Raw genomic sequence first — 25,835 nt, 5'->3', positions numbered from 1 at the left:
CGTCCGGACGGCCCATCGCGCGGAATTGCTAATTATTAACGTCGGGACGGCCGTGGTATTCAATTTTTCATAAATTCGTGCAACGCATTATAGTCCCTTTCAGGAGGAGTGCTGCATGGTGGTTGCGCGAGTATTCGGGAAATCGTCGGCAGAGGCGATCCAGCGTGAAAATGACCGCCTGGCTGCATTGCAGAGCCTCGATCTGCTCGATACCCCAAGGGATCCAGGCTTCGAGCGGATCGTGCGTCTGATAAAAGAAGTGTTTTCCGTCGACATCGGCATCGTGTCCCTGATCGACGCGCACCGGCAATGGTACAAGGCGTGCTCCGGACTTTCGGCTGACGAGGTGGCGCGCGAAGACACGTTCTGCCGCTACGTATTGGACTGCGAAAGACCGATCGTCGTGCAGGACGCCACCAAGGATTCGCGGTTTTCGCAGCATCCAGCTGTGACAGGCGAGGACCATATCCGCTTTTATGCCGGGGTGCCGCTGAGAACCAATGCCGGACACATGATCGGAACGGTATGTGCGATCGACCGGAGGCCCAGATCGTTCGGCAGCCGGGATCTCGGCATTCTCGAAGAGCTGACGGGGGCGGCAATGGATCGCATCGAGCTCTTACAGTCGGCAGCCACCGACAGCCTCACCGAGGCGATGACGCGGCGCGCTTTCAAGCAGGAGGCCGATCAACTCATTTCACTCGCTCTGCGGCACCAGCATGACCTGTCGTGTATCGTCTTCGATATCGACCATTTCAAAAAGGTCAACGATACGCACGGGCATGCTGCGGGTGACGAGGTGCTGAAGGCGGTGGCATCCACCTGCAAGACGATCCTTCGCGCCGGCGATCTGTTCGGCCGTCTCGGAGGCGAGGAATTTGCCGTCATCCTTCCACATGTCGATCGGGAAGGTGCCCTAGCCGTCGCCGAAAAACTCAGAGCTGCCATTGCTTCGAAGACGATCCGCGGTGATCATGGCGCGCTGAACGTCACAGCCAGCCTCGGAACGTCGGCGCTTTCGATTGTCAGCAAGGATATCGAGACGCTGTTGGCTCAGGCCGATGCCGCAATGTATCAGGCCAAGCATGGCGGGCGGAACCGCTGCGTGTCGTGGAGCTCCATACACGCGGATCATGCCATGGGCGCTCGACGGCGGGTGCTGAAGGCGGGTTTGATCCTGTTCAACGATCAGCACTCGACCATCGACTGCACCGTCAAGTCCATCGGCTCGGAGAGTGCCGGTATCTCAGTTTCCAATACGGCCGGGATCCCTTCCGAATTCGTTCTTGCCATCAGAGGGGAAGGATTCGAAACGAATTGCAGGGTGATCGCGCAAGACCGCCAACATCTGGAAGTGGCGTTCAGATAGACCGGCGGCACGTTGCGCAGCCGGTGAGCCTACTTGGTCGGTTGCGTATCCGTCATCGTCGCTCCGGGCTGGGTGCCCGGTGTGGTGGAAGCCGTGGCGGTCGATGACGACGGCAGCGCGCTGTCCAGCAGACCTGCCATCTTGTCGTCGCGCAGGCTTGCCGTCTTCTCTCCCATGACGACGCCGACCACGCGGCGTCCGTCCTTCAATGCCGACGTCACGACATTGTAGCCGGATGCATCGGTATAGCCCGTCTTGATGCCGTCGACGCCGTCATAGCGATACATGAGATTGTTGTGGCCGCGCAGTTTCATGCCTCTAAACTGAAAGCCACGCATCGAGAAGAGCTTGAACTCTTCCGGGAAGTCCCGCATCAGCGAAACGCCGAGCGTGGCCATGTCACGTGCGGTGGTAACTTGCTCGGGGTCAGGAAGGCCCGAGGGGTTCTTGAAGACCGTATCCTCCATGCCGAGCTGCCGCGCCTTGTCGGTCATCGTTCTGGCAAAAGCCTGTTCGGAGCCGCCGAGCTGTTCGGCGATCGCCACGGCGGAGTCGTTGGCAGACAGTACGACGATGCTTTCGACCGCTTCACGCAGCGTCACCTGACGGCCGGCGCCGACGGCAAGCTTGAAAGGCTCCTTGCTCTCGGCATTTTCCGACATGGTGAGCTTCTGTTCCCATGTGAGGCGTCCCTCATGCAGAGCCTCGAAAGCGAGATAGAGCGTCATCATTTTGGTCAATGACGCCGGATAGTTCAGATCGTCCTGATGGGAGGCTTCAAGGACCTGACCTGACTGCGCATCAACGACGAAGCTTGCCTGGCCGGCCTCAGCTTCGGCGAACGCGCCCATCAGCAGGGCGGACGAGAGCGCGGCGGCACGGAGGCGGGAGATCGTCTTGGTCATCGGTATTACTGTCTCTGTCTTTGGACGGTCGGGTGAGCTGTTGGCTAAACGCAAGCCGATCAAGAAAGTTTGTGACGAAATGAAGGACAGGCGGCAATTAAAACGCCCTATCCACAGCTGATTCCTTTTGCGTTGCCGTCTTCGCCATCGGTCTCGATCGCTGCGTTTACAATTGGGACATGGCAGCCGATCGGTAAAAGACGGAAACCGGGACCGTATGGCCCCGGTTGCAACGGGTGACTGCTTCTGCTTGTGTTGCCATGCATCTCCTCTACAAGGAAGCGATGGACGAAGCCGGACAAGTCGGTCCGGCTTCGCTGCCGCATATTCAAAAACGGTGAGAGAGCATGCTGGTGATCTTCGGCGGCTTGCCGGGTAGTGGAAAGACGACGATTGCGCGCGCCCTCGCGAGACGGCTCGGAGCCGTGCATGTGAGGGTCGATACGATCGAGCAGGCGATCAGAGCGTCGGGTGACCCTTCCAATCACATCGGCCCGGCGGGTTATGTCGTCGCCTACGGCATTGCGGAGGATAATCTGACGCTCGGCAGGATGGTGATCGCCGATTCGGTCAACCCGTTGACAATAACCCGCGAGGCCTGGCTGTCGGTCGCTGCACGCTCCGGCGTGATTGCGGCCGAGGTCGAGGTGATCTGTTCCGACAAGACCGAACATCGCCGCCGGGTCGAGACGCGGAAAACGGATGTGGAAGGTCTGGTTAAACCAACGTGGCAGGAAGTCGTCGAGCGAATATATGACGACTGGGGGCAGACACCGATCATTGTCGATACGGCTGCGAGGGATGTGCCAGAGATCGTCGAGGCGCTGATCGTCAAGCTGAGGACCGAGCGCCTGCTTCCGATTTGAAATCGGCTGTTGCTACGGTGCTTTATGAAAAGGCGATGTCGGCCGCGGGGCGGATTTCCACCGCCGCCTTGCCCGCGTCGAACCCGTCGAGCGTTTCGTTGTGGTGGGCGACAATTTCGGAGAAGGTGAGGGTTGCCGTATCGCCCGTGGTGTGGCCGTCCGCCACCAGCGTCACGTCATAGCCGAGGGAAACGGCGCGCCTGACGGTCGTGTCGACGCAGAATTGCGACATGCAGCCGCCGACCACGAGGTGCGTGACCTCCCGTTCATTCAGGCGTTCGGCAAGATCGGTCTCGAAGAAAGAATCGGCACTTTGCTTGCGCACGACGATCTCGCCTTGTCTCGGCGCAATCTCCTGGCGCAGTTCCCATCCGGGCGTGCCGACGGCCAATCGATGGCCGCTGCCGCCGTCATGCTGCACCAGCACGACCGGCGCGCCGGCCTGTCGCGCCTTTTCCTGAAGCGATGCAAGCCGAGCGACGGTCTCATCCAGCGCAGAATCGACCTGAGACTGCCGCTCGGGCGTGGCCTTCCCGAAGAGAATTGCATTCTGCACGTCTATGATCAGCAGGGCCTTGGTCATTCGTTCGCGGTTCCGGGAATAGGGAGCAGATCTTGTCGGCATCATAAGTGAAAGCCGCCTGACACAGGTTCAGGCGGCTCCAGGTCCAAGGCGTCGGCCAGGCTTCTAGCGGAGCCTGCCCGCTGCGTGGGCGAGCATGGTGTAGACCTTGCCCGTATCCGAAGTGAGGTAGGACTGGGTGACAGTCTGGTTCGGGTCGGTGCGGGCGACGTCGGCAAGCAGTTTTTCGAAATCGCCGATATAGCGGTCGACGGCGGTGCGGAATTCCGGTTCGCGGTCGTATTTGCGTTTGATCTCGTCGAAGGTCTGCTGGCCCTTCAGCGTGTAGAGGCGGCGGGTGAAAACATCGCGCTCGCCGCGCTGGTAACGGCGCCAGAGATCGACCGAGGCATCGTGGTCGATGGCGCGGGCGATATCGACCGAGAGCGAGTTCAGCGATTCCACGACATGGCGCGGATTGCGGCTGTCGTTGCTGCGCGTGGCCGGTGCGGCGGTTTCCGCCGGCCGGGCCGGGGCCCGGGCAGGCGCCTCCTCGGCGGCTTCGTCACGGGATGCGCCGCGCAGGAGATCGCTGATCCAGCCGCCGCTTTCCCGCGCCGGTTCCTGGCGCCCTGAGTCCTGGCGGGCGGGGGCCGGCTGCGGGGCGGCGCGCTGAGCGGCGACGGCCGGAGCCGACGGCGCGATCGTTCCACGCAGGCCCGTCGCTTCGATCGGCGGCGGTGCCGCCGGCTGCGGCGGCTGAGCTGCGACCGGCTGAGCGGGGCGCGGCGCCGGCTGTACCTGGGCAAGCGAGCGGGCGACGGGCTGGGAGATTTCAAGCTGCTGGCTCGAGCGGCCGACGAGCTGGGAAATATCCTGAAGCGCCTTGATCTGCTCGGCGACGGCGCGGCGCATGGCCGAGGCGCTTTCCTTGGCTTCCTCGGGCAAGTCGAAGGCGCCGCGTTTCAGTTCGGCGCGGGTGGCGTCGAGCTCGCTGCGGATGTCGGCGGCGGAGCGGCGGATATCCTCGGTGGCGCCGGAGAAGCGTCCGACGGCATCCTCGATCGCCTCGCGCAGCGATTCGCGCATGTGCTGAGCGGCACCGTCGGAGGCGCGGCCGGCCTCGCCGAGCATGCGCTCGACTTCCGACAACGAGGCGGTGAGGCCGCCGCGAATACGGTTGGAGAGGTCGCCGGAACGGCGCTCGACATTGGCGAAGGTGCCGTCGATCGTCGTGTTGGCTTCCTCGCCGGCGCGGGTGATCGCCTCGCGCATCGTCTCGGCCGCTTCCTGGGCGCGCTTTTCGGTTTCGGTCAGAATACGGCCGATATCGGCGAAGGAGGACTGTACGCCCTGGCGCAGATTGCCGGTGACCTGGTTGGAGCGCTGCTCGGCTCGCTCGAACACGGTCTCGATCATGCCGCCGAGGCCCTGCATGGTCTTTTCGATCTCGGCGGAGCGCTGGACCAGGCTGACGGAGAGCGCCTGCAGCGCGCCTTCACGCTCCTCGAGCGTCGAGGCAAGGTTGGACTGGGCGGCACCCAGAAGCTGCGAGGCCTGAGTCAGAACCTTGGAATGTTCGTCGAAACGGCCGATGATGCCGCCGACCTGGGCCAGTGTCTGGCCCGATATGTCGGAGAGGCGGTCGACCTTGCCTTCGAGAAGCCGGGTCGAGGCATTGACCATTTCGGCGGCCTTGGTGGCGGAGTCGGCAAAGCGCGTCGTGGTTTCCCCGAGACGTCCGTCGACGCTCGTCAGCTGCTCGGCGGCGCGGTTCATCATCATGGCCATCGCCGCGCTGCTTTCCGACATGCGCTGGACCAGACCGTTGACATTGCCGACCAAGCTGTTCTCGATGGCGCTGACGGCATTGGCGACATTCTCTGTGCGGGCAGCAACCGCGCTGGCGAGCGCTTCGTTTTCGGCGCGCAGACGGTCGGCGCTGAGGTTGGCGGCGGCGGTGATGCGGGCGGCGGCCTGCTCGCCGGCATCGGTATAGCGGTCGATGATCGGACGGGCGGTTTCGTCGAGGATGCGGGTCAATTCGACCGAACGGCCAGCGAGCATCGAGTTGAGGTCGCGGGTGCGCTCGTCGAGTGTCGCGCGGATCGAATTGCCGCGCGCTTCGAGCGCCCGGTCGATGCCGGAGAAGGTCGTATCGATCTCGCGGGCGCGCTCCTCGAGATTGGAGCGGATAGCGTTGCTGCGGGCTTCGAGCGCCCGATCGACATCCGCCATGGTGGCGGAAATCTCGCTGCCGGCCCCTGACAGCGTCGAGCGGATGGCGTCGCCGCGTGTTTCCAGAGACTGGCCGGCATCCGACAGCGCCTTGGAGATGGCATCGACCTGCGTGCCGACGATCGTCTCGGCCTCGGCGACCTTGTTGACGATGGCGTTGCCGGCTTCCGAGAAGGTCTGGGCGACGGCAGCGGCCTGGCTTGCCAGACGGTTCTGGGCTTCGGCGACGCGGGTGACGATCTGCGACGAACGCTCATCCATAGTGCGGGTGAATTCGTCGCTTTTTGCATTGAGATCCTCGGCGAATTGCTGGCCGGTCTTGCCGAGCAGTTCGGTGGTTCTCGTCGCTTCGCCTTCCATTCCCTGGGCCGCTTCGGCCACGGCGCTGCGCAGCGCCGAAGCGAGGCCGGCGGCCTTGCCTTCGATGGTGCGATTGACGGCTTCGAGGCCGACGGTCAAAGCGCGATCCATGGTCGAGAGCCGTTCCTCGATGCGCTCGTTGCCGCGGTCGAGGGTTTCGCCGAGGCTTGCCGTGCGGCCCTCGATGGCGCCGGTCAGCGTGGTCGTGCGGCTGTCCAGCGTCTCGGCCAGATTGGCGGTCCGGCTGTCGATCGCCTGGGTGAGATTTGCGGCGCTGCCTTCGAGCGTCGCCGAGATGCGTTGGGTTGTGTCGTCGCCAAGCGCGCCGAGACGGGAAATGCCGTCGGCGAGCACGCCGGACAGCTGGCTGCTGGCCGCTTCGACCTTGTCGGCAACGCCGCCGACGCCGTCACGAATGCGGCTCTCGATGGCAGTCAGGCCCGCTTCCATACGAGAACCGGTTTCTTCAAGACGTCCCGCAAGGCTTGCGACGGACTGGTCGAGATGGGCGGAAAGGCCCTGGGCGGAGCTCGAAATCGTGTTGGCCGCCTCCTGGAAGCGACCAGCGATCTGACCGGCGCCGGCATGCATGCGATCTTCCAATGTCTGAGCGCCGGAATCGATTGCGTGACGGATCGAAACCTCGCGGTCTTCCAGCGACATCTCGAGCATGCTGATGCTCGTCGCCACCGATGTGCCGATGCTGGTCGCCTGTTCGGTCAGCGTATCGCTGATCAGCCTATGAGCCTGGTTCAGCGACAGATCGATGGCATTGGCGCGATCCTCAAGCGTCGTGCGCATGCGCTCATGGGCAGAATCCAGTCCGCTCTCGATGCGCGCTGCGGCCTCCTCGGCAAGGCCTCCGAGCCGCGCATGGGCATCGCTCAGGCGGCCTTCGATGCGGCCGGTCAAGCCGCCGACGAGATCCTCGAAGCGGGCGCCGCCTGCATCGAGAACGCCCGAGAGGGCTGCACTATGCTGCGAAAGCGCATTTTCGAGCCGCTGCTGATTGTCGGCATAGGCGTTGTGGATGGCATCGGTCTTGTCGGCAAAGGCGCCGGCGACGCGCGCCTCGGCACTGGCGACGGCTTCCATGATGGAATTGCTGCGGGCTTCGAGCGCGCTGTCGAAGCGGCTCTGATTGTCGTCGAGCGAAATGGCGAGCGCCATGGTCTTTTCGTCGAGCGTATCGGTGAGCCGGTCGTGGCTTGCCGTCACAGCGCCGATGATCGCGGCGGTGCGGTGCCCCAAAGCTTCCTCGATGCGGACCTGGCCCTCGTTCAACGAAGCGGCCAGCGCGCTGGCCTTTTGGTCGAGCACGCCGTTCAGGCGTTCATGCGTGCCGGAGACCGCATTGGTGATCGCATCGGCACCTGATGTCAGCGTCTCCTCGAGGCGGCTCTGGCTCTCGTTCAGCGAGATGGCCAGCGCCATCGCCCGATCGTCGAGTGTCTCGGACAGCCGATCATGGGTGGCGGAAACCGCGTTGAGGAAGGATTCCGAGCGCGTCTCCAATGTATCCTGCAGTCGCCGTTGGCCCTCGTTCAAGGTAGCAGCGAGCGCCGATGTATTCTGGTCGAGCGTTTCGGAGATACGCTCATGTGTGCCCGAGACGGCGTTGAGGAAGGCCTCGGAGCGGGTCCCCAACGTGTCTTCGATGCGTGCCTGGCTCTCGTTGATCGAGATGGCAAGCGTCATCGCCTTCTCGTCGAGCGTTTCGGAGAAGCGGTCGTAGGTGCCGGAAACGGAATTCAGCAAGGCCGCGGAGCGGGTTTCCAGCGTATCCTCGATGCGGGCCTGGCTCTCGTTGAGCGAAATGGCAAGCGCCATCGCTTTTTCGTCCAAGGTTTCGGAGAGGCGGTCATGGGTGCCGGAAACCGCATCCATCAGGGCGGCGGAGCGGGTTTCGAGCGTATTCTCGATACGGGCCTGGGTCTCGCTGAGCGAGGCGGCGATGGCAGACGCCTTACCGTCCAGCGTCTCGGCGAAGCGGTCGTGGGTGCCGGAGACAGCGTTCAGCAGGGCGGCAGAGCGGGTTTCCAGGGTGTCCTCGATGCGGGCCTGGCCTTCGTTCAAGGAAACGGCAAGCGCCATCGCCTTTTCATCGAGGGTTTCGGCAAGGCGGTCACGCGTGCCGGCGATCGTGCTGAGCAGCGCTTCGGCGCGTGTCCCGAGCGCATCCTCGATGCGGGCGTGCCTCTCGTCGAGGGACGTCGTGAGCGCCGCTGACTTCGTATCAAGTGTTTCCGACAGCCGCTCATGCGTGCCCGACACGGCATTGAGGAAGGCTGCGGAGCGGGTTTGGAGCGTGTCCTCGATGCGGCTCTGGCTTTCGTTCAAGGAGATGGCGAGCGCCATTGCCTTCTCGTCGAGCGTCTCGGACAGTCGGTCATGCGTGCCGGAAACGGCGTTCAGCAGGGTGGCGGAGCGGGTTTCGAGCGTATCTTCGATCCGGGCCTGGCTCTCGTTCAAGGAGATGGCAAGCGCCATGGCCTTCTCGTCGAGCGTTTCGGCGAGACGGTCGTGGGTGCCCGTGACAGCGTTGATGATCGCGTCGGAGCGGGTGGTCAGCGCTTCCTCGAAGCGGCCGTGATGGCTGGTCAGCGCGTCGACGAGCGCGCCGCCGCGCTCTGCCATGACGCTGTCGATGCGTCCATGCGCGGCGCCGAGCGCCTCGCTGATTTCGGCAGTGCGTGCCGTAAGCACGCCGCTCAACGCCTCGGCGCGGCCGCCGAAAGCGGTGGTCACCTCTTCAGTGCCGGCGGCAACGGCGGCGGTCAGCTCGGTGGTGGTGGTGCGCAGCGTGTCGCGGAACTCGGCGGAGCGAGCCTGGAGATTGTTCTGCAGGTCGGAAGTGCCCGATGCAAGCGCCAGCGCGATGTCCGACGTCGCGTTCTTCAGCGCCGAAGTCAGCTCGCCGGTGCGGCTGGTTAGCGCGGTGGTGATTTCTTCGCTGCGGGTGCCGAGCGTGTTTTCCAGCACTTCGTGGCTGGTGGCGAGCGCGGTGGCGAGCGCCAGCGAGTGATCCGTCATCGAGGAGCCGATGCGGTCGATGCCGGAGCTAAGGATGCCGTCGATCGAATCCGAGCCGCCGGTCAGAGTCTCGTTGATGCGGGCAAGGCTTTCCATCAGCTTCGTGTCGAGCGAGCCGGTGCGCTTGTCGAAAGCGCTGGTGAATTCGGCTACGCGCTCATCGAAGGCAGTTGAAAGCTGGGCGACGGTCGTCTGCAGCCGCTCTTCGAAGAATCCGGAGCGAAGGTCAAGATCCATGACGGCGTCGTCGGCGGTGCTCTGCAGGCTCTGGCGGAAGCTTGCGCCCTTTTCATCAAGCGCGCTGTTCAGTTTCGACAGCACGTCGTCGAGCGTGCCGCCGATGGTGCGTTCGCCTGACGTCAGGCTTTCGTTGATATCGCGGGTGCGGGCGATCAGGATTTCGTTGAGCTGGTGCGTGCGCTCGTTCAGTGCTGCGTTCAGCTTCTCGGTGCTGCTGTCCATGGTCGAGGCGCGCGTCTCGAACTGGCTGAGAAGCTTTTCGCCGTGTTCGTTGAGGTTGACGGAGAGCGCTTCGAGGCGGTTGTCGAATTCGGTGGCCAGCGCGAAGCCGGATGCGTTGAGCGTCTGGAGCAGGCTATCGGTCTTGGCGGCGAGCAGGCTGCCCATCGACTGCAGGGCACTGTCCGATTTTTCCAGGATCGTCGCTGCGCGCGTGTCGATCAGTGAGGCGAAGGCTTCGCCCGATGTGGCGAGACGCACGGCGATCTCTTCGGTCGCAAGCGACAGTTCTTCCTTCAATTGGTCGTGGACGCTGCCGATCGAGGTGCGGATGCGGTCCGCATGATTGACGATCGCCTCCCGTTCGGAGCCGAGTTCGTGGACAAGGCCGCGCACGCGCAGTTCATTGTCCGCATAGGAACGCTCCAGCGCGTTGACTTCGGAATGGACCAGCGTTTCCAGCTCGGAAGCGCGCGCGATGGTGCGCTCAATGCCTTCGTTCATGGCCGAGACCTCGCGGCGCACCGCCTGGCCTACAGTCATGATGCGTTCGGAGGCGATGGTTTCCGGCTCTGCCAGGCGCAATGCCACCTCTGCCATGGAGCGGGCGGCGTTGCGCATGTCCTGGGCGCGGGAGATCATGATGGCGAAAGCGTAGAACATCATCACCGGAATGATGATGCCGACCAGGCCGGCAATGACACCGGGCAGGGCGACGAGGTCGGCCAGCGACCGGATCTGCCAGATCTGCGGCGCGTAAAGCAGCGACATCAGGCCGAGGCCGGCCATCACCCAGAGCACGGAAAACAGGGTGGCGGTGCGCATCGCCGAGCGGCTGGAGGCGCCGTCGAAAGATTTCAGGATAGAGGCGGGCGTATTGCGGCTGGCATCATTTGCGGGTGCGAAGGCCGGAGCCCTGGAAGCCTGCTCGCCGTTGGCGCCGCGGCGGTTGCGGCGCTGCGCTTCTTCCTGGGCTTGCTGATTACGCACATTCGATGGATCAGACACATTCCCCTCCGGCGCCTCAGGCGCGTCGCCGCGGCGAGACGGCACATTATCCTTGCCGAAATCGATCTGGAGCGCCTCGTCCAATGCCTTGAACGCCTTGTCCTCTATCGACTCATTGTATTTGTTATTCGCCATTCGGTTACGCCTCGTTACTGTCGGCCGGTCCGCCAGCGCTGCCCAGGCTTCCGCCTCACCCCGGAACAACTTTGCCGTTACGGCCTTCCATCCCAACCGCGGACGGATAAGCATGTTATTTCAGAGTAGATAGCCGCTTTTTCAAACGGAAGGTATCAAAACACTACCATTATCCACTCACTCGGCAAAGGCGCGTACCATAAACCCGCTCCACCAGTATCGTAGTGACACATCTGGGCTCTTCACACAATTAATGAAGGCTTGAGATTTGCGGCTCGTTAACCCGTTGTTAACAATTTTGAATCCTAGACCCCGCTTAAAAACCAATAATTTAGGGATATTTAACGGACATTAACCATACGCCGAGATTTCGGCGCCCGCTGTGCCGGAATTTAACGTGATGGCCACCCTCCTGACGCAGAACTGTTGCAAGTGCGGACGACGTGAGACGGGAGAATTGGCAAATGGCGGCCCAGATGGCAGCATTGAATATCGTATTCGAGGCGCCGGACAATGCAAAGGGACCCTGTCCCTCGAAGGTCCGGCCGATCGACCTGGTTCATCTCGCAAAGCAGACGATGGGCGACAAGACGCTGGAAATCGAAGTCCTTCAGATGTTTGCCCGTCAAGCCCGCGCCTGCCTTCAGGATATTGCGAGCGGCGAGACCGTGCGTGTCGGGGCCGCCGCGCACAGGCTGAAAGGCGCGGCAAGTTCGGTCGGCGCATTCCGCGTGTCGCAGACGGCGGAAGTCATCGAGGCGACCGGCGGCGATGCCGGCACGATGGCGGCGCTGGGCGCTGCCGTTCTCGACGCGGAGAATTTCATCCTGAAGCTCTGCCGCGGCTGATCGCTCTTGCGCTCGCTCGAGCCGCGGCGCCGCCCGTCTATTCAGGCACGCAAGCGACGCTGTGGCAGCTTGAATGGCGGTATGATCTTATCCTTAAGCAATCATGCGGCAGGCCCGTTGTTCCATTGCGGAACCACGGGTCTTTTTGCGACGTCCGATATGACGCATTGAAGACGGCGGGCGACGGCCTGATCTGCGAGGTTATGGCGAATTTCCGAATGTTGACTGACGCGTCGAATTGTCGGAAGTAAAGCCGCCCACCCATTTCAAGACCGGAAATAGTGCTGATGCCCAAACTTACCATCGTCGCCTTCGACGGCACGCGCTTCGACCTCGACGTCGATCAAGGCTCCACCGTGATGGAAAATGCCGTGCGCAATGCGGTGCCCGGCATTGAGGCCGAATGCGGCGGCGCCTGTGCCTGCGCGACCTGTCACGTCTATGTCGACGAAGAGTGGACGGAGAAGGTTGGCCAGCCGGAAGCGATGGAAGAGGACATGCTCGACTTCGCCTTCGATGTGCGCCCCACCTCGCGGCTCTCCTGTCAGATCCGGATGAAGGCCGCCTATGACGGGCTCGTCGTGCACGTGCCGGAACGCCAGGCCTAAGGCCGGCGCCCAAAGCGCCTCGCATCAAATTTGATTCATGCGATGCGCTTTAGCTTTTTGTTTTTATGCATGTCATTGTCCCGGAACCGCTGCACACTTCCGGGCGACAGGCATTCGCCGCGTTCGCTGCCATAACCACAAAAAAGACGCCTCGCGCGCTGGTGCGAGCGAGGCGAGGCGGGCGCATTACCTACGGATGAGGGAGGAACATCCGCGGCTTCGGAACGCGCCAGGAGAACCCAACGATGAAAGCCCAGATGCCGTAGCTGAACTTTCGAATGTGTTCATATTAACGCGTTCCGGTTGAGTCTGCCAGGATGAAAAATGACCATTGAAACGCTGGGGAGGGGGCAAATTTCGCACAAGTTTCGTTGCGCAGCTAAGTTTTTCTGCTCGTAACCAGCTTGAAAAAGCCTTATTTTCCGCCGGCTCGGCCGTTGATTCGATTATTCAGCAATCGCAACATGCGCTTCTGAAAATTGACCGCTTCAACCCGGTCGAATCGGGCCTGCAGCCGATCGTGCTCCTCTATACCGCGAGCTGATTCGTTGGAGACGAGCTCCTGCATGGCCTCGCAGCTGCGCTGCTGCGGCAAAGCGCGGATAGCGCGCTCCATGGCGCGGGCCTGATCTCTGGCGATCTCGGCATGGCGCTCCTCGTGGCGCTTGATATCGCTCGACAGCGCGTCCCAGATCATCGACAGCTCCTTGCTGGCACCACGGCGGCTGTTCCAGCGCGGCAGAATGATCTGGGTGTGGACCGTGACCTTGACGTTGCCGACGCGGCAGCGGCCGTCATCCTGAATATAGGTGGCCTCGCCGCCGAAGCGGATTTTGGTGGCGCCGGGATGGCGCGCCGAGGAGCCGCTTGCCGTCGGGCCGCGCCGGCTGAGTTCCTGGTCGAGCTCCTCGGCGGTTTTGCCGCGGATGTCGAAATAGGAATAGCTCTTCGTTGCGATCACTTCGGCTGCCGCTGGGCCGCTGAGAGAAAGGGCAATGGAAAAGGCGACAGGAAGGACCATATAACGCACTGCAAGCGGCATTCTGAACGCAATCCATGTTGAAATCGACAGGAGCTTGGGGCATAGCCACCGCAAGCGCAATATCGGATGGCGGCTTTTTTCGTCATCAATAGGATAAGTCTGGTGACAGGGCTCGAAGGCAGTTTATGGCGTGTGGGCCATGGCCGGGAGATCGAACTCGGCCGTCGTTCTCTCATAATGGCGATCATCAACGTGACGCCGGACTCCTTTTCCGACGGCGGACGCTTCAAAACCGTCGATGCCGCCGTCGAACACGCGCTGCAGGCGGTGAGCGATGGTGCCGCGATTGTCGACATCGGCGGCGAATCGACCCGGCCGGGCGCAGCATCGGTCAGCCCTTCGGAGGAGCAGGCGCGGGTGCTGCCCGTCATCGAGGCACTGCGCGGCCGCACCCAGGCGCTGATATCCATCGACACGTATCGCGCCGAGACGGCGCGGCTTGCGGTCAGCGCCGGCGCCCATATCATCAATGACGTCTCCGGACTGCAGAAGGAGAGCGGTATCGCGGACCTGGCCGCGGCGACAGGGGCGGGGCTCTGCATCATGCATACCGGCCGCGACAGGGTCAAACTTGCCGATGTGATCGCCGACCAGGTGCATTTCCTCGAACGGTCGCTTGATATCGCCGCTGCAGCAGGCGTCAACAGAGATCGCATCGTGCTCGATCCGGGCTTCGGCTTCGCCAAGGAAACGGCGGAAGAGAATCTCGAACTGATGGCGCGGTTTTCCGAACTTTCGCGCTTCGGCCTGCCGCTGCTTGCCGGCACCTCACGCAAGCGTTTCCTCGGCACCCTCACCGGGCGGGATGCGTCGGACCGGGACGTGGCGACGGCTGCGACGAGCGTGTTGCTGCGCCTCCAAGGGGCTGCGGTTTTCCGGGTGCACAATGTCGCAATCAACAGGGATGCGCTTGATGTCGCCGATGCTATGCTCAATGCGCGCCAGGAATTCGAGAGGAAGCGGCCGACATGACCACCTACACGATCACGCTGCAGAACTGCGCTTTCTTCGCGCGCCACGGCGTGCATGACGAGGAGGAATTCCTCGGCCAGCGCTTCTTCGTCGATGCCGAGCTCGATGTCGTCGCCGGCGAGGCGCTGAAAAGCGACTCGATCGACGATACCGTCAATTACGGCATCGCTTTCACCGTGATCGAGCAGATCGTCACCGGCAAGCGGCGCTACCTGATCGAAGCCCTGGCGCTCGATATCGCCAAGGGGCTCTGCGAGACATTTCCGCAGGTCCGGCGGGCGAAGATCACGGTGCGCAAGCCGAACGCGCCGGTGCCTGGCGTGCTCGATTTCGTGCAGGTGAGTGTTGAGCACTTTGCATGAGGCCGCCTCGCGATCAGCCACCCTCGGCCTCGGCGGCAATATCGGCGAGCCGGTGAAGGCGATGGCAGCGGCGCTGCAAAGGCTGGATGGGCACGACGATTGTCGAGTTACCGCCGTGTCGCGGCTCTATCGCACGCCGCCTTGGGGCAAGACGGACCAATCGTTCTTCTTCAACGCCTGCGCCGCCATCGAAACCCGGCTTCCTCCGGAAGCTTTGCTCGATGTCTGCCTGTCGATCGAACGCGCGATGAAACGCGAGCGTATCGAACGCTGGGGGCCGCGCACGCTCGATATCGACGTGTTGACCTATGACGACGTCATCCAGGACGCGCCGCGGCTGGAACTGCCGCATCCGCGGATGACAGAGCGCGGTTTCGTGCTGATGCCGCTTGCCGATATCGCCCCAGGCCTTGTCGTCAGGGGGCGGCCGGTCAGCGACTGGCTGCTCGACGCCGACGTGACCGGCATCGAGGTCGCCGATGACAGCGGCGACTGGTGGCGGAGCGCCTAGAGCCCTTCCTGGTTAGATTGAAGCATTCTGCCGGAGCAGGTTTTCGTCAAGGCAGAGGCGATTTGCGATGGGCATACCCCCAGGTACGTCCGAGCCGATCGCCTCTGATCCTGGCTAGAGATGCCCGGCCCACCGGCCGCACCGCTTCGCCGCGGCGAAGCGATCAGTGCGTCCGGCGATTCCCAAGTCTTACAGATTTGCCCGGCAAATCTGCGGGAGGGTTGGCTGAAACGGGTCGCCTGCTCGACCGGCCGGCTTGGCCGTAGAGCTGGGCTACGACGCGCGCCGGCCGGTCGACCATCCGACTCCGTTTGAGCCAACAGAATGATTCAATCTAACCAGGAAAGGGCTCTAAGCATGGATCCTGAAACGCGAAACGGCGGGAAACCCGCCGCTTCAGGAAAATCCGTCATGCGATCTGTCTACTGGATGGAGCCGACGGCCATTTCGTCGACCTGACGGGTCAATGTCAGGCCGATAACAGGGATCATCTGGCTTTCGACCTTGACCGAAACGGTGACGTTCATCGTCTTGTCGTCGCGTATGCGGGCGATCATCGCTCCGTTCAGTTTGGAGCGGTTGATGCCGACCACGACGGTATCCTCGGTGACGGCGCCGGAGACGACGTCAAGACCTTTGCCGGCGGCGCCGTCGAGAAACTTGCCTTTATAACTGGAGCCCGACTGCGAGATGACAGCGGTCATCGGCTGCTTGAAGACGCCGACGCGGCAGGTGCCATCGAGTTTGATGCCAGCGGTGCTGTCGCCGGTCGGTTCACCGGTTAGGTTGCAGGTGAATTTCGTGCCCTTGTACTTGCCGGCGACGATCTCGCCGGGGCCTTTCCAGGAGCCGGCGACGGATTCGAAGAAGGCCTTGTCACGGGTTGCGGCGGTGGCTGCCGGAGCGACATCTGCGACCGGAGACAATGCCGCGGCGGCGAGACCGCATACGAAGAGAAACTTGCGCGAATACATGGATTTTCCTTGGCAAACACCACTCACGAACTGGTGCCAAGTTTTGCCGAAAAATGGTTAATCCTTCCTTTCGACTGTGCCGAAATGCAAGGGATTACAGGCGTTCCATGCTGTACGGATTTCAATACCCTGCCGCTAATGTATTGAATCGGATACTATTTTCACAACTTCACGCTGGGGAAGGCGAAAGCCGCGGAATTGCTTCGTCGATTAAGGATTGTTGCTGCGCGGTGACATGGAGGGCGTGAGATCGCCGATGAAATCACCGATTCCCGGCCGTTTCAGCGCGCGGAAAGCCAGCGGCCGGCAGAGATCCATCGCCGCGATTCCGATGCGGGCGGTCATCAGGCCGTTGATGACGCCCTCGCCGAGTCGGGCCGAGAGCTTCGAGGCCAACCCATGGCCGAGCACCTGCTGGACGAGGCTGTCACCGACGGCGATCGAGCCGGTCACGGCAAGATGCGCCAGCACGTCGCGCAGCAGGCGGAACATGCCGAGCGTGCCGGGGCGGCCGCCGTAGAGTTCCGCCATGGCGCGGATAAGGCGGACGGCCTCGTAAAGCACATACAACAGATCGACGACGGCGCGCGGGCTGACGGCGGTGACGATCGACACACGCTTGGAGGCATTGACGATGAGGGCGCGGGCCTTGCGGTCGAGCGGGGCGAGCAACTCTCGTTCGGCCAAGCCGATCAGATGCGGGGGATCGATGACCTCGCCCTCGGTCGCCTTCAGCGTCGCGCGTCCCTTCGATGTCTCGGGGTTGACGGCAAGCAGCGTGGTGAGGCGCGCAACGACGGCGCGCGCCTTCGCCGGCCGGGTTTCGAGGATCGCGGCTTCCGCTTCGGCCTTGATCGTCTGGACGGCGGCAAGGCGCATCATGCCTGCGGTCTCGCGGATGACGAGGGCAAGCACGGCGAGGATGCCGATCGCCAGCGCGCCAAGGGCTGCGTAACCCAACCAGTCGGCGCGGGTGAAGAGATCGCGGATCAGCCGGTCGGTCCAGAGGCCAATGCCGAGCGACAGCAGGATGCCGAAGGCACCGGCGGCGATCTTGCCGAAGGAAGTCCGCCGCTTGCGCGGCGTGGCCACCGGTGCTGCGCCGATATCCCTGTCGGGATTGATGAAGGGATCCTCCTCATCGGGCGTCAAGACGATCTCTTCCGAGAAGCTTTCCGGTTTGCGCCGGCCTTGCTGCTGCCGGCCGTTGTCGCGCGGCTCGGACGGCTCATCGTCGTAAGCGAAGGCGGCGGGTGGGCGACGCGGCACATCGGACGGGGGTTTGCTCATGCGAGACGGTCTCCGAACAGGAACTGCATGGCGCGGTCGAGGCGGATATGCGGCACCGACAGCTTGATGCCGCCGCCGGTTTCCTCAAGATGCGGCGGGCGGAACCTGACGACATTGACTTCGGGCAGGGTCCCAGCGGCCTCGCCCGAAACGATGCGGTCAAATAGGCCTTCCGGATCCTCCGGCAGATCGCCGGGGAAGATCGCGGTCTTTCTCTGGCCGTCGAAGCGCTCGCCGGCAATGGTTTCACCCGCCATCGGCGTGCCGACGATGACGGGCAGGTCATGGCCGTCACGTTTGACCGATGCCTCCCGGGTAGCGCGCACGGAGGCGAGCGCCATGACATCGATGCCGGCGCCGGCCATGCCGATGCGGGCGATGGCGCGATCGACGAGGCGACGGGTCAATGCGTCGAGCCGGTCGTGGCTCTCGTGATGGAGATGGTCAGCCTTGGTGGCGGCGACCAGCACGCGGTCGATACGGCGGCCGAGCAGCGAGGAGAGCAGCGAATTGGTGCCCGGGCGGAAACAGGCAAGCACATCGGTCAGCGCGCGTTCCAGATCCTGGACGGCTTCGGGGCCGCGGTTCATCGCCTGCAGCGCGTCGACCAGCACGATCTGGCGGTCGAGCCGGGCGAAATGTTCGCGGAAGAACGGTTTGACCACCACCGACTTATAGGCTTCGTACCGTCGCTCCATCATCGCCCAGAGCGAGCCGCGATCGGGACGGCCGTCGGGCGGCAAGGCGAGCGGGGCGAAGGTCAGCGCCGGCGAGCCGTCGAGATCGCCGGGCAGAAGCAGGCGCCCGGGCGGCAAGGTGGAGAGCGAGCGCTCGTCGGTCTTGCAGGCCTTGAGATAATCGGCAAAGGCGGTGGCAAGCTCGCGGGCGATCATCTCGTCGGCGCCGGCATTGATATCGGCGGCACGTGTCAGCGCCAGCCATCCCTGCGACAACGCGGAGCGGACGCCGGTTTGCGCAAGCGCAATCGTCTCCTCGCAGAAGGTGCGATAATCCTTGCCGAGCAGCGGCAGATCGAGCAGCCATTCACCGGGATAATCGACGATATCGATCGACAGCCGGCCGGGCGAGAAAAGCCGGTTCCAGCCGCTGGCGCTCTGATAGTCGAGCGTGATGCGCAACTCGGAAATGGCGCGGGTCGAGTCCGGCCAGATGCGGTCCTTCACCAAGGCCCGGATATGATCTTCGTACTGGAAGCGGGGCACGGCATCATCCGGCTGCGGCTCGAGCCGCACGGCGGAAACGCGGCCGGATTGCACCGGCTCGAACAGCGGCAGTCGACCGCCATGCAGGAGATTGTGAACAAGCGAGGAGATGAAAACCGTCTTGCCGGATCGCGAGAGGCCGGTGACGCCGAGCCGCACGGTCGGATTGACGAGGCCGTTCGCCCGGTCGGCGAGATTGTCGAAGGCGATGCGGGCGTCGTCGGCAAGGGAGGTCAGGCGTGGCGGCAAGGCGCGATTCCGATTGTTGACTGCCGGCAATATAGGAAGGCGGCGTTGTGCGAAAAAGAAGTGGCGCGAACGCATTTCCGTTTTCCGCGGAAAGTGAAAACTTCTGCCGCTCGTCGAATTGCTCGGACGATGTCAGACGACAACGAAATCGGTCAGGCGCCAGGCGGTGACGGAAGCATCGAAATCGATGACGGCAAGGCCTGCCGTCGGAAAGCCGCGGGGAAGGGCGTCGACCATCGCCTTGTGGCCGATCAGTGCCTCCAGCACCTGCTCCATGGTCGGATTGTGGCCGACCAGCATGACGGCGGCAGCCTCCTGCGCATCGACGATTTCGAGATAGGTGCCGACGGTGGCGTCGTAGAGCGCATCGACATAGCGCACGTCGAGTCCGACGCCGACCGCCCGGTGGACGGCGTCGGCAGTGTCGCGGCAGCGAAGCGCCGTCGAACTGATCAGAAGATCCGGACGGTAGCCCTTGTCGGCTGCCTTGTCGGCGATGATCTCGGCATCGCCGTAGCCCTTTTTGCTGAGCGGCCGGTCGAAATCGCGCTGTCCGGGGTCGGCCGCAGCGGCCTGGGCATGACGCAGGAGATAGATGCGGTGGGGCGGAGGCAGCGGTACGGTCATGGGCAAATCCAGGATCGGGCGGGTCTTTTCAGTAGCGGCTGCGGTCAGCCGCCGTCAATCGCCAGCCATGCCGCAACTGTCTAAAACGTGGCTGACAACACGGCGTTTTGAAGGCGAAGCCAAAAACGGCAGCCGGAATAAGCATGACAAAATAGACCGTTAGCTTAAAATTGTAACAGATTTAAAAATCTGTTTACCTGTCGTATTTGGCTTGAATCGCGGCTAGCGCTTGGGATATACACCCGCCCAGATGAGATGTTCTTCAGGAGAATCGCGTTGAGTGAGAAGATCGATCTTAGCAATTACGTTCCCTCGGAAGAGGAAGAGTTCATGAACGTAAACCAGCGTGCCTACTTCAGGGCGAAGCTGGTCGCCTGGAAAAACGATATCCTTAGAGAAGCGCGCGAAACACTCGACCATTTGGCCGAGGAAAGCGCAAACCATCCCGATCTCGCCGACAGGGCGTCGTCGGAAACCGACAGGGCGATCGAACTTCGCGCCCGCGACCGGCAGAGAAAGCTGATCTCCAAGATCGACGCGGCCCTGCAGCGCATCGAAGACGGCACCTATGGCTATTGCGAGGAGACCGGCGAACCGATCGGTCTCAAACGCCTCGACGCCCGCCCGATCGCGACGCTGTCGATCGAGGCGCAGGAGCGCCACGAACGTCGTGAAAAAGTCTACCGCGACGAATGACATTTTCGATTTAGGCAGAGACACATTGGGCGCCGCGATCTGATCGCGGCGCCTTTTTGTCTACTCCCGGCTTGTCGATCGGTCTTGGTGCGCCGCCGATCAATGCGCGTCGCATCAACTTGATTCAAGCGACGCGCATCGGCCTTTGTTTTATGCGTGTCGTCGTCCCGGAATCGCTGCACACTTCCGGACGACATGCATTTAGAGCGGGCCACCTGCCGCCAGAGGTTTCCACAGTCGCTCCCGCTCTGCCTCCATGGCGAGATCGATCGTGAGGAGGGTGCCACTCCTGACCCGCCGCCGCATGATGTCTGCCCCGCCGGGGTCCGTTCGACATAGACCCTGATCGTGCAGAGCCTGCAGGCGCGAGCGCGACATTTTCAACTCCCCAGCCAGCAGCCGATCCAGCCGTATGTTTGTCGCGAACTGGGCTGTCAGTTCGATTTCCAGGCTTGTCCAGCCTGCGCTCTCGTGCCGTATCTCCTTGGCGATGTCGAATTCGGCGAACTCGTCAACGCGCTGTGCTTTGCGCCGCAGCCCATCGAGATTGAAGGTTTCCGCGCGAACCCAATCGGGGTCGTTGGACTGCAGCGCGTCGAGCGTCAACGGATCGATGTCGCGGAGAGACCGGCGCGCTCGAAGATCGGCCGGTTCCATGTCCTTTCGCAGATCAGGCATTTGTAGATCAGCCAGGCGTCGAGCTTGCGACCGTTGGCATTCAACCGGATCTTGCCGCTGGATCGGAAAGCTCTGAGGCCTCCGCATCCGCCACACGCAATCCATGGCTGGGGCGCTGTCTTGGGGATGATGGTCCATCGGACCCGAAGCGTCTTGCACATATCGTCTTGGTCTTCCGTTCGGAAGTCCACCAAGATGGTGCAGGAGAAACCCTTGCGGGCGCGGTGTGGCTATGTTGTGGGCGGCTGAAGAGCTGAGCAGCGGAGCTGCACATGGCACATTGTAACAATGCCAAACCGGTCTCTCGCCACCACCCGATGAACATGGTCGCATGCCGCCAGCGTCTCGCTTTGCGGCACTACGGGTGAAACTGGGGTGAGACCGGTATTTACTTAGGCAAAGTGTGACCTCGATGCGCCAAAGCTCTTCGCGTCCATTGATAACAAATGATCGACGCGGTGGGGAGGCCCGAAGAGCTCCAGGACCGAGAAGCCGCGGCATTGCGGCATTTCTGCAACTTCATGATGAGGTGAGGAATGCGCGCAACCGCGCCTGCGCCGGTGCGGCAGTCACTTGTCGCGATTGACGCTCATTTCGCCGAAAATGCGGGCAACTTCCTTCTGCAGCTCCGTGTCGGCGCCGGTGATCGGGGCAAGCTCGGGATCGCGGCGCGGCAGGTTGGCGGGCTGCGGCGCGGCGGCCTGGCGCGGGGTCTGGTTTGCCGGGGCCGGCACGATGCGCTCGGCCGTCAGATTGTTCGCCATCTCCTGTTCCAGCACCCGCTGGAAATCACGGCGAATCGCCGCTGCCGATTGCGCCGCTTCGTCCTCGGTCGTCGCGGGTGCGGAGCGCGGCGCCGGCATGTCGGGGGCGGAAACCTCGGGGTCGATGCGCTGCTGCGGCAGCACCCGCTGGCGGGCGGCGTCAAGGATTTCGGCGGCACTCGCCGTATCGTGATAGGGCGCGGGTTGCGCGACCGGCGGGGCAACCGGTTGTTCCGGCGGGCGCGGCTGGGGCGGAGCCGGGCGCGGAGAATGGTCGCGTTCGGCCGATAGCGGCGCCGTCGCGGGCTCCGCCGGAAGCGGGCTGGTGGCCACCGGCGGCGGCACGGCCGGCTGGGCCGGCGGTTCGGGGCGCGGGCGCGGCTCCGGTATGGCTGAGGCCGCGAAGGCGGGTTCAGCGGGCGGCTCGGCACGGGCTGCAAGCGGCGGACGGCTTACGGAAACGGGTGGTGTTTCGGGGCGCGGGACTGTTGCCGGCCGCTCCGTCGCCGGTTCCGCCCGTTTGACGCTTTCGGGCTGTTCGGCCGCCTCGGCCAGGATGCGGCTTTCGATGACGATGTCGGTCGGACCGCCGATCATGATCAGATGTTCGACGTCGTCACGGCGCACCAGCACCAGCCGGCGGCGGCTATCGACGGCTGCCGCATCCAGCACCTGCAGGCGGGGCTGACGGTTGCGGCCGCCGCGCACGAAGGGCGAGGGGGCGCGGCTTCGAATCAGCCAGAGCGCCAGAATGAGCAGGAGAAGCGCCAGGCCGACGCCACCGGCCGCAAGCAGGAAACGGCTGCCGTAAGCTCCGACAAGGTCATCGAACATAGTCACTCACTCCATTTCGCATTCGGCACATATTGACGACTTTTCCGTTCCTTAAACAAGGGCCGAAGGTCCTGTCCAGTGGCGCACGAAGGCGATTTCGTATTGTGCCGGATGACGGCTGCCGGCTTGCGCACGGGCAGCCGCGGCGGCTCGACAGGCAGATGGCGCTCTAGCCTGTGAATTCAAGCAGTCTTGCCGGTGACCGGTGTTTTTGCCGGCGTGGCAAATTGCTAAGAAGGAAAGAGTGCCTGATTCCTGCTTCGTGTTCGTGCTATGAAACGGGAAGGGCTTATGCGAGGAATACATGACGAAACCGCGTCAGGCCGACGATTATAACGCACCGCTTGTGGATCGTGGGGGGCGTTCTGGCACGGTTTTGCGCATCCTCCTGTTGGCGCTCGTGCTGATCGCGGCAGCCGGCGCCTTCGTCGTCTTCAAAAGATCACTCGACAACGAGATGGTGCTCGGCGGCCTCGGCGTGCTTGCCATGGTCGGCATCTTCTTCCTGGTGTCCTCGGTTATTGGCTTCATCGAGGTGATGCCGCAGCACCAGTCCGACAGCCTGGCGCGCGCCTTTCTCAACAGCCACCCGGACGGGACGCTGATCACCGACGACAAGGGACGGATCATCTATGCCAACGCTGCCTACGGCGCGCTGACCGGCGCGCGCAAGGCGACCGAGGTGCAGACGCTCGAAACGCTGCTGTCGCGCCATCGCGAGTCCAACGAGGCGCTCTACCGGCTGGTCAATGGTCTGCGCGAGGGCAAGGAGGGCCGCGAGGAATTCCGTCTGCTGCGCGCCGTCGGCCCCGGCTCCAACAGCTCGGGCGCGCATTGGTACCGGCTGAAGGCGCGGCTGCTGCATCAGGAGGATAATGGCGGCAAGCCGCTGCAGATCTGGCAGATCACCGACATCACCGCCGAACGCGACGATCAGGAGCGATTCTTCAAGGAGCTGCAGAACGCGATCGACTATCTCGATCACGCACCCGCCGGCTTCTTCTCCGCGGGCCGCAAGGGCGAAATCTTCTACCTGAATGCCACGCTTGCCGAGTGGCTGGGCCTCGACCTGACCAAGTTCCTGCCGGGCTCGATGTCGATCGGCGACCTGGTGGCGGGCGAGGGGCTGGCGCTGATCCAGTCGGTGCAGGCCGAACCCGGCCTGAAGAAAACCGTGACGCTCGATCTCGACCTGCGCAAGACCAACGGCCAGAGCCTGCCGGTGCAGATCATCCACAGCGTCACCTCGATGCGCGACGGCGCGCCCGGCGAAAGCCGGACGATCGTGCTGGCGCGCGAAAAGAGCAGCGAGAGCGGCCAGTCCGCTTCGGCCGCCGCCATGCGCTTCACGCGCTTCTTCAACAACACGCCGATGGCGATTGCCTCGGTTGATGGCGAAGGGCGCATTCTGCGCACCAATGCGCCGTTCCTGAAGCTGTTCTCCGGCGTCGTGTCGCGCGACGATCTCGAGAAATCCCCCTCTCTCGAAACCATCGTGCAGGAGAGCGACCGGCCGCAGCTGGCCGCGGCGCTGGCGGCGGCCAAGGACCGGCAGGGCGACATCGCGCCGCTCGACACCCGCACGCCGACTGACGAGGCGCGCTATTTCCGCTTCTATGTCAATGCCGTCATCGACCAGAGCGACGAGGCGCCCGAGGAAGCAGCGATCGTCTATGCGGTCGAGGTGACCGAGCAGAAGGCACTGGAAGCGCAGATGGCGCAGACGCAGAAAATGAACGCAGTCGGCACGCTTGCCGGCGGCATCGCGCACGATTTCAACAATGTGCTGACAGCGATCCTGCTTTCGTCCGACCATCTGCTGCTGCAGGCACGTCCTTCCGATGCGAGCTTCGCCGACCTGATGGAGATCAAGCGCAATGCCAACCGCGCCGCCGTGCTGGTGCGCCAGTTGCTTGCCTTCTCGCGCAAGCAGACGATGCGGCCCTCGGTGCTGAACCTGACAGATGTCGTCGGCGACCTGCGCATGCTGGTCGACCGGCTGCTCTCCGGCACCAACGTCAAGCTCGACGTGCAATATGGCCGGGATCTCTGGCCCGTCAAAACCGACCTGTCGCAGTTCGAGCAGGTGCTGATCAATCTCTGCGTCAATGCGCGCGATGCCATGCCGGAAGGCGGCACGCTGACGCTGCGCACCCGCAATCTGACGGCTGTCGAGGTCTCCGCCTTCAACTATTCCTACATGCCCGCCGAGGACATGGTGCTGGTCGAGGTCACCGATACCGGCACCGGCATCGCGCCTGAGATCATGGACAAGATCTTCGAACCCTTCTTCACCACCAAGGATGTCGGCAAAGGCACCGGGCTTGGTCTTGCCATGGTCTATGGCATCGTCAAGCAATCGGGCGGTTACATCCAGCCTGAATCCGAAGTGGGCAAAGGCACGACCTTCCGCGTCTTCCTGCCGCGCCATATCCCCGAGCCGGCGGTTGCCGCCGAAGCCGGCGCGATCGACAGCGCCATTGCCGCAGTCGGCACGCCTCCCGAGGCGCCTGCCGCGCAGCAGCCCGAGGACCTGACAGGCTCTGCCGTTGTTCTTCTCGTCGAGGACGAGGAGGCGGTGCGCCGGGGCGGCAAGCGGATGCTGGAAACGCGCGGCTACACCGTGCATGAGGCGGGCTCGGGCGTCGAGGCGCTGAGCATCATGGAAGAGCTCGAGGGCAAGGTCGACATCGTCGTTTCCGACGTCGTCATGCCTGAAATGGACGGCCCGACGCTGCTGCGTGAGCTGCGCAAGAACTATCCAGACCTGAAATTCATCTTCGTCTCCGGCTATGCCGAGGACGCCTTTGCCCGCAACCTGCCGCCGGATGCGAAATTCGGCTTCCTGCCGAAGCCGTTTTCGCTGAAACAGCTGGCTGTGGTAGTGAAGGAGACGTTGGACGGGTGAGGGGCGGTCAGAGAGGTCGTGCCGTGTGGTACCCCCCTCTGCCCTGCCGGGCATCTCCCCCACAGGTGGGGAGATTGGCTAGACGCAAGGGCTTCCCCAAAACAATTAGCGTCGCAGCTCGGCGAAACGTTGATGTGGCGGGAAGGTTCCGCCACTTGTCATCTCCCCACCTGTGGGGGAGATGCCGGGCAGGGCAGAGCGACTGTCTTGGAAGTCAAGCGTTTTGCCATGCTTTCTGGTCCCGGATGATTGCGTTGAGGATGGTGAGCAGCTTGCGCATGGCAGCCACAGTTGCGACGATCTTCGACTTGCCG

The 25,835-nt window shown here is 63.1% G+C and carries 18 protein-coding genes and 2 pseudogenes; 9 read left to right on the top strand and 11 right to left on the bottom strand.

The window, feature by feature from the left end; translation table 11 throughout:
- The first annotated feature begins 115 nt into the window (after positions 1–115).
- Positions 116–1,369 carry a sensor domain-containing diguanylate cyclase gene (locus K6M89_RS14430; RefSeq protein ID WP_222139889.1) on the top strand — a complete coding sequence of 418 codons (1,254 nt, stop codon included), beginning with the start codon at positions 116–118 and terminating at the stop codon, positions 1,367–1,369.
- 29 nt (positions 1,370–1,398) lie between these two features.
- Here K6M89_RS14430 and K6M89_RS14425 read toward each other — a convergent pair whose 3' ends face one another.
- Positions 1,399–2,274: a D-alanyl-D-alanine carboxypeptidase family protein gene (locus tag K6M89_RS14425; protein WP_222139888.1), complete on the bottom strand. Its 876-nt coding sequence runs from the start codon at positions 2,272–2,274 to the stop codon at positions 1,399–1,401.
- A gap of 347 nt (positions 2,275–2,621) precedes the next feature.
- Between K6M89_RS14425 and K6M89_RS14420 the strand changes: the two genes are divergently transcribed.
- On the top strand, positions 2,622–3,140 hold the full coding sequence (locus K6M89_RS14420) for a P-loop nucleotide/nucleoside kinase family protein (protein WP_222139887.1): 519 nt from the start codon (positions 2,622–2,624) through the stop codon (positions 3,138–3,140).
- Between the two features lie 22 nt (positions 3,141–3,162).
- Here the strand turns inward: K6M89_RS14420 and K6M89_RS14415 are convergent, their stop codons facing one another.
- Together K6M89_RS14415 and K6M89_RS14410 are read right to left on the bottom strand one after the other, a co-directional pair.
- Positions 3,163–3,723: a cysteine hydrolase family protein gene (locus K6M89_RS14415; RefSeq protein ID WP_222139886.1), complete on the bottom strand. Its 561-nt coding sequence runs from the start codon at positions 3,721–3,723 to the stop codon at positions 3,163–3,165.
- A 105-nt stretch (positions 3,724–3,828) separates the two neighbouring features.
- Positions 3,829–10,935 (bottom strand): apolipoprotein A-IV repeat region-like domain-containing protein, encoded by a 7,107-nt coding sequence (locus K6M89_RS14410; protein WP_222139885.1) that lies wholly within the window; start codon positions 10,933–10,935, stop codon positions 3,829–3,831.
- 464 nt (positions 10,936–11,399) lie between these two features.
- Between K6M89_RS14410 and K6M89_RS14405 the strand changes: the two genes are divergently transcribed.
- Positions 11,400–11,783: an Hpt domain-containing protein gene (locus K6M89_RS14405; protein ID WP_222139884.1), complete on the top strand. Its 384-nt coding sequence runs from the start codon at positions 11,400–11,402 to the stop codon at positions 11,781–11,783.
- Positions 11,784–12,070: 287 nt separating this feature from the next.
- Positions 12,071–12,391 carry a 2Fe-2S iron-sulfur cluster-binding protein gene (locus K6M89_RS14400; RefSeq protein ID WP_010029491.1) on the top strand — a complete coding sequence of 107 codons (321 nt, stop codon included), beginning with the start codon at positions 12,071–12,073 and terminating at the stop codon, positions 12,389–12,391.
- Positions 12,392–12,806: 415 nt separating this feature from the next.
- Here the strand turns inward: K6M89_RS14400 and K6M89_RS14395 are convergent, their stop codons facing one another.
- Positions 12,807–13,433, bottom strand: a complete 627-nt coding sequence (locus tag K6M89_RS14395) for a DUF922 domain-containing Zn-dependent protease (RefSeq protein ID WP_097605171.1) — start codon at positions 13,431–13,433, stop codon at positions 12,807–12,809.
- 102 nt (positions 13,434–13,535) lie between these two features.
- On the opposite strand from K6M89_RS14395, the gene folP reads away from it, so the two are divergent.
- The 3 genes from folP to folK are packed head-to-tail and all read left to right on the top strand — an operon-like array spanning position 13,536 to position 15,278.
- Positions 13,536–14,405, top strand: a complete 870-nt coding sequence (gene folP, locus K6M89_RS14390; protein ID WP_222139883.1) for a dihydropteroate synthase — start codon at positions 13,536–13,538, stop codon at positions 14,403–14,405.
- Positions 14,402–14,767 (top strand): dihydroneopterin aldolase, encoded by a 366-nt coding sequence (folB, locus tag K6M89_RS14385; protein WP_009986496.1) that lies wholly within the window; start codon positions 14,402–14,404, stop codon positions 14,765–14,767. Before folP ends, folB begins: the two co-directional genes overlap by 4 nt.
- Positions 14,760–15,278, top strand: coding sequence for a 2-amino-4-hydroxy-6-hydroxymethyldihydropteridine diphosphokinase (folK, locus tag K6M89_RS14380; RefSeq protein WP_222140062.1), 519 nt, complete (start codon positions 14,760–14,762; stop codon positions 15,276–15,278). The genes folB and folK overlap by 8 nt, the downstream gene beginning before the upstream one ends.
- Positions 15,279–15,700: 422 nt before the next feature.
- Here the strand turns inward: folK and K6M89_RS14375 are convergent, their stop codons facing one another.
- The 4 genes from K6M89_RS14375 to K6M89_RS14360 all read right to left on the bottom strand — a co-directional run bounded on the left by K6M89_RS14375 (position 15,701) and on the right by K6M89_RS14360 (position 19,641).
- The gene (locus K6M89_RS14375; protein WP_064685405.1) at positions 15,701–16,252 is read right to left on the bottom strand and encodes a hypothetical protein; all 552 of its coding nucleotides are present in this window, start codon (positions 16,250–16,252) and stop codon (positions 15,701–15,703) included.
- 210 nt (positions 16,253–16,462) lie between these two features.
- Positions 16,463–17,542 carry a YcjF family protein gene (locus K6M89_RS14370; RefSeq protein ID WP_222139882.1) on the bottom strand — a complete coding sequence of 360 codons (1,080 nt, stop codon included), beginning with the start codon at positions 17,540–17,542 and terminating at the stop codon, positions 16,463–16,465.
- On the bottom strand, positions 17,539–19,014 hold the full coding sequence (locus tag K6M89_RS14365; RefSeq protein ID WP_222139881.1) for a YcjX family GTP-binding protein: 1,476 nt from the start codon (positions 19,012–19,014) through the stop codon (positions 17,539–17,541). The genes K6M89_RS14370 and K6M89_RS14365 overlap by 4 nt, the downstream gene beginning before the upstream one ends.
- A 132-nt stretch (positions 19,015–19,146) precedes the next feature.
- Positions 19,147–19,641 (bottom strand): SixA phosphatase family protein, encoded by a 495-nt coding sequence (locus K6M89_RS14360; RefSeq protein ID WP_222139880.1) that lies wholly within the window; start codon positions 19,639–19,641, stop codon positions 19,147–19,149.
- A gap of 276 nt (positions 19,642–19,917) precedes the next feature.
- Here K6M89_RS14360 and dksA point away from each other — a divergent pair, with 276 nt between their 5' ends.
- Positions 19,918–20,337: an RNA polymerase-binding protein DksA gene (gene dksA, locus K6M89_RS14355; protein ID WP_008525884.1), complete on the top strand. Its 420-nt coding sequence runs from the start codon at positions 19,918–19,920 to the stop codon at positions 20,335–20,337.
- 201 nt (positions 20,338–20,538) lie between these two features.
- Here dksA and K6M89_RS14350 read toward each other — a convergent pair.
- Positions 20,539–21,176 (bottom strand): annotated as a pseudogene (locus tag K6M89_RS14350) (DUF1062 domain-containing protein).
- A 408-nt stretch (positions 21,177–21,584) separates the two neighbouring features.
- Positions 21,585–22,613, bottom strand: a complete 1,029-nt coding sequence (locus K6M89_RS14345) for a flagellar biosynthetic protein FliO (protein WP_222139879.1) — start codon at positions 22,611–22,613, stop codon at positions 21,585–21,587.
- Positions 22,614–22,917: 304 nt separating this feature from the next.
- Here K6M89_RS14345 and cckA point away from each other — a divergent pair, with 304 nt between their 5' ends.
- A complete protein-coding gene (cckA, locus tag K6M89_RS14340; RefSeq protein WP_222139878.1) occupies positions 22,918–25,521 on the top strand; it encodes a cell cycle histidine kinase CckA in 2,604 nt (867 codons plus the stop codon).
- A 214-nt stretch (positions 25,522–25,735) separates the two neighbouring features.
- On the opposite strand, the pseudogene K6M89_RS14335 reads toward cckA, so the two are convergent.
- A pseudogene (locus tag K6M89_RS14335) lies at positions 25,736–25,835 on the bottom strand (IS110 family transposase); the annotation flags it as partial.

This window comes from Rhizobium croatiense (genome assembly GCF_019793465.1).
GTDB lineage: Bacteria > Pseudomonadota > Alphaproteobacteria > Rhizobiales > Rhizobiaceae > Rhizobium > Rhizobium croatiense.
This window is presented reverse-complemented; position numbering and strand designations above follow the sequence as displayed.

What these genes read in the sequence shown, in the direction of transcription:
- K6M89_RS14415 (WP_222139886.1), bottom strand. Translation starts at nt 3,723, where the DNA reads ATGACCAAGGCCCTGCTGATCATAGACGTGCAGAATGCAATTCTCTTC.
- K6M89_RS14430 (WP_222139889.1), top strand. Translation starts at nt 116, where the DNA reads ATGGTGGTTGCGCGAGTATTCGGGAAATCGTCGGCAGAGGCGATCCAG.
- K6M89_RS14400 (WP_010029491.1), top strand. Translation starts at nt 12,071, where the DNA reads ATGCCCAAACTTACCATCGTCGCCTTCGACGGCACGCGCTTCGACCTC.
- K6M89_RS14375 (WP_064685405.1), bottom strand. Translation starts at nt 16,252, where the DNA reads ATGTATTCGCGCAAGTTTCTCTTCGTATGCGGTCTCGCCGCCGCGGCA.
- K6M89_RS14425 (WP_222139888.1), bottom strand. Translation starts at nt 2,274, where the DNA reads ATGACCAAGACGATCTCCCGCCTCCGTGCCGCCGCGCTCTCGTCCGCC.
- K6M89_RS14405 (WP_222139884.1), top strand. Translation starts at nt 11,400, where the DNA reads ATGGCGGCCCAGATGGCAGCATTGAATATCGTATTCGAGGCGCCGGAC.
- cckA (WP_222139878.1), top strand. Translation starts at nt 22,918, where the DNA reads ATGACGAAACCGCGTCAGGCCGACGATTATAACGCACCGCTTGTGGAT.
- K6M89_RS14420 (WP_222139887.1), top strand. Translation starts at nt 2,622, where the DNA reads ATGCTGGTGATCTTCGGCGGCTTGCCGGGTAGTGGAAAGACGACGATT.
- K6M89_RS14360 (WP_222139880.1), bottom strand. Translation starts at nt 19,641, where the DNA reads ATGACCGTACCGCTGCCTCCGCCCCACCGCATCTATCTCCTGCGTCAT.
- K6M89_RS14345 (WP_222139879.1), bottom strand. Translation starts at nt 22,613, where the DNA reads ATGTTCGATGACCTTGTCGGAGCTTACGGCAGCCGTTTCCTGCTTGCG.
- K6M89_RS14395 (WP_097605171.1), bottom strand. Translation starts at nt 13,433, where the DNA reads ATGCCGCTTGCAGTGCGTTATATGGTCCTTCCTGTCGCCTTTTCCATT.
- K6M89_RS14370 (WP_222139882.1), bottom strand. Translation starts at nt 17,542, where the DNA reads ATGAGCAAACCCCCGTCCGATGTGCCGCGTCGCCCACCCGCCGCCTTC.
- K6M89_RS14410 (WP_222139885.1), bottom strand. Translation starts at nt 10,935, where the DNA reads ATGGCGAATAACAAATACAATGAGTCGATAGAGGACAAGGCGTTCAAG.
- folB (WP_009986496.1), top strand. Translation starts at nt 14,402, where the DNA reads ATGACCACCTACACGATCACGCTGCAGAACTGCGCTTTCTTCGCGCGC.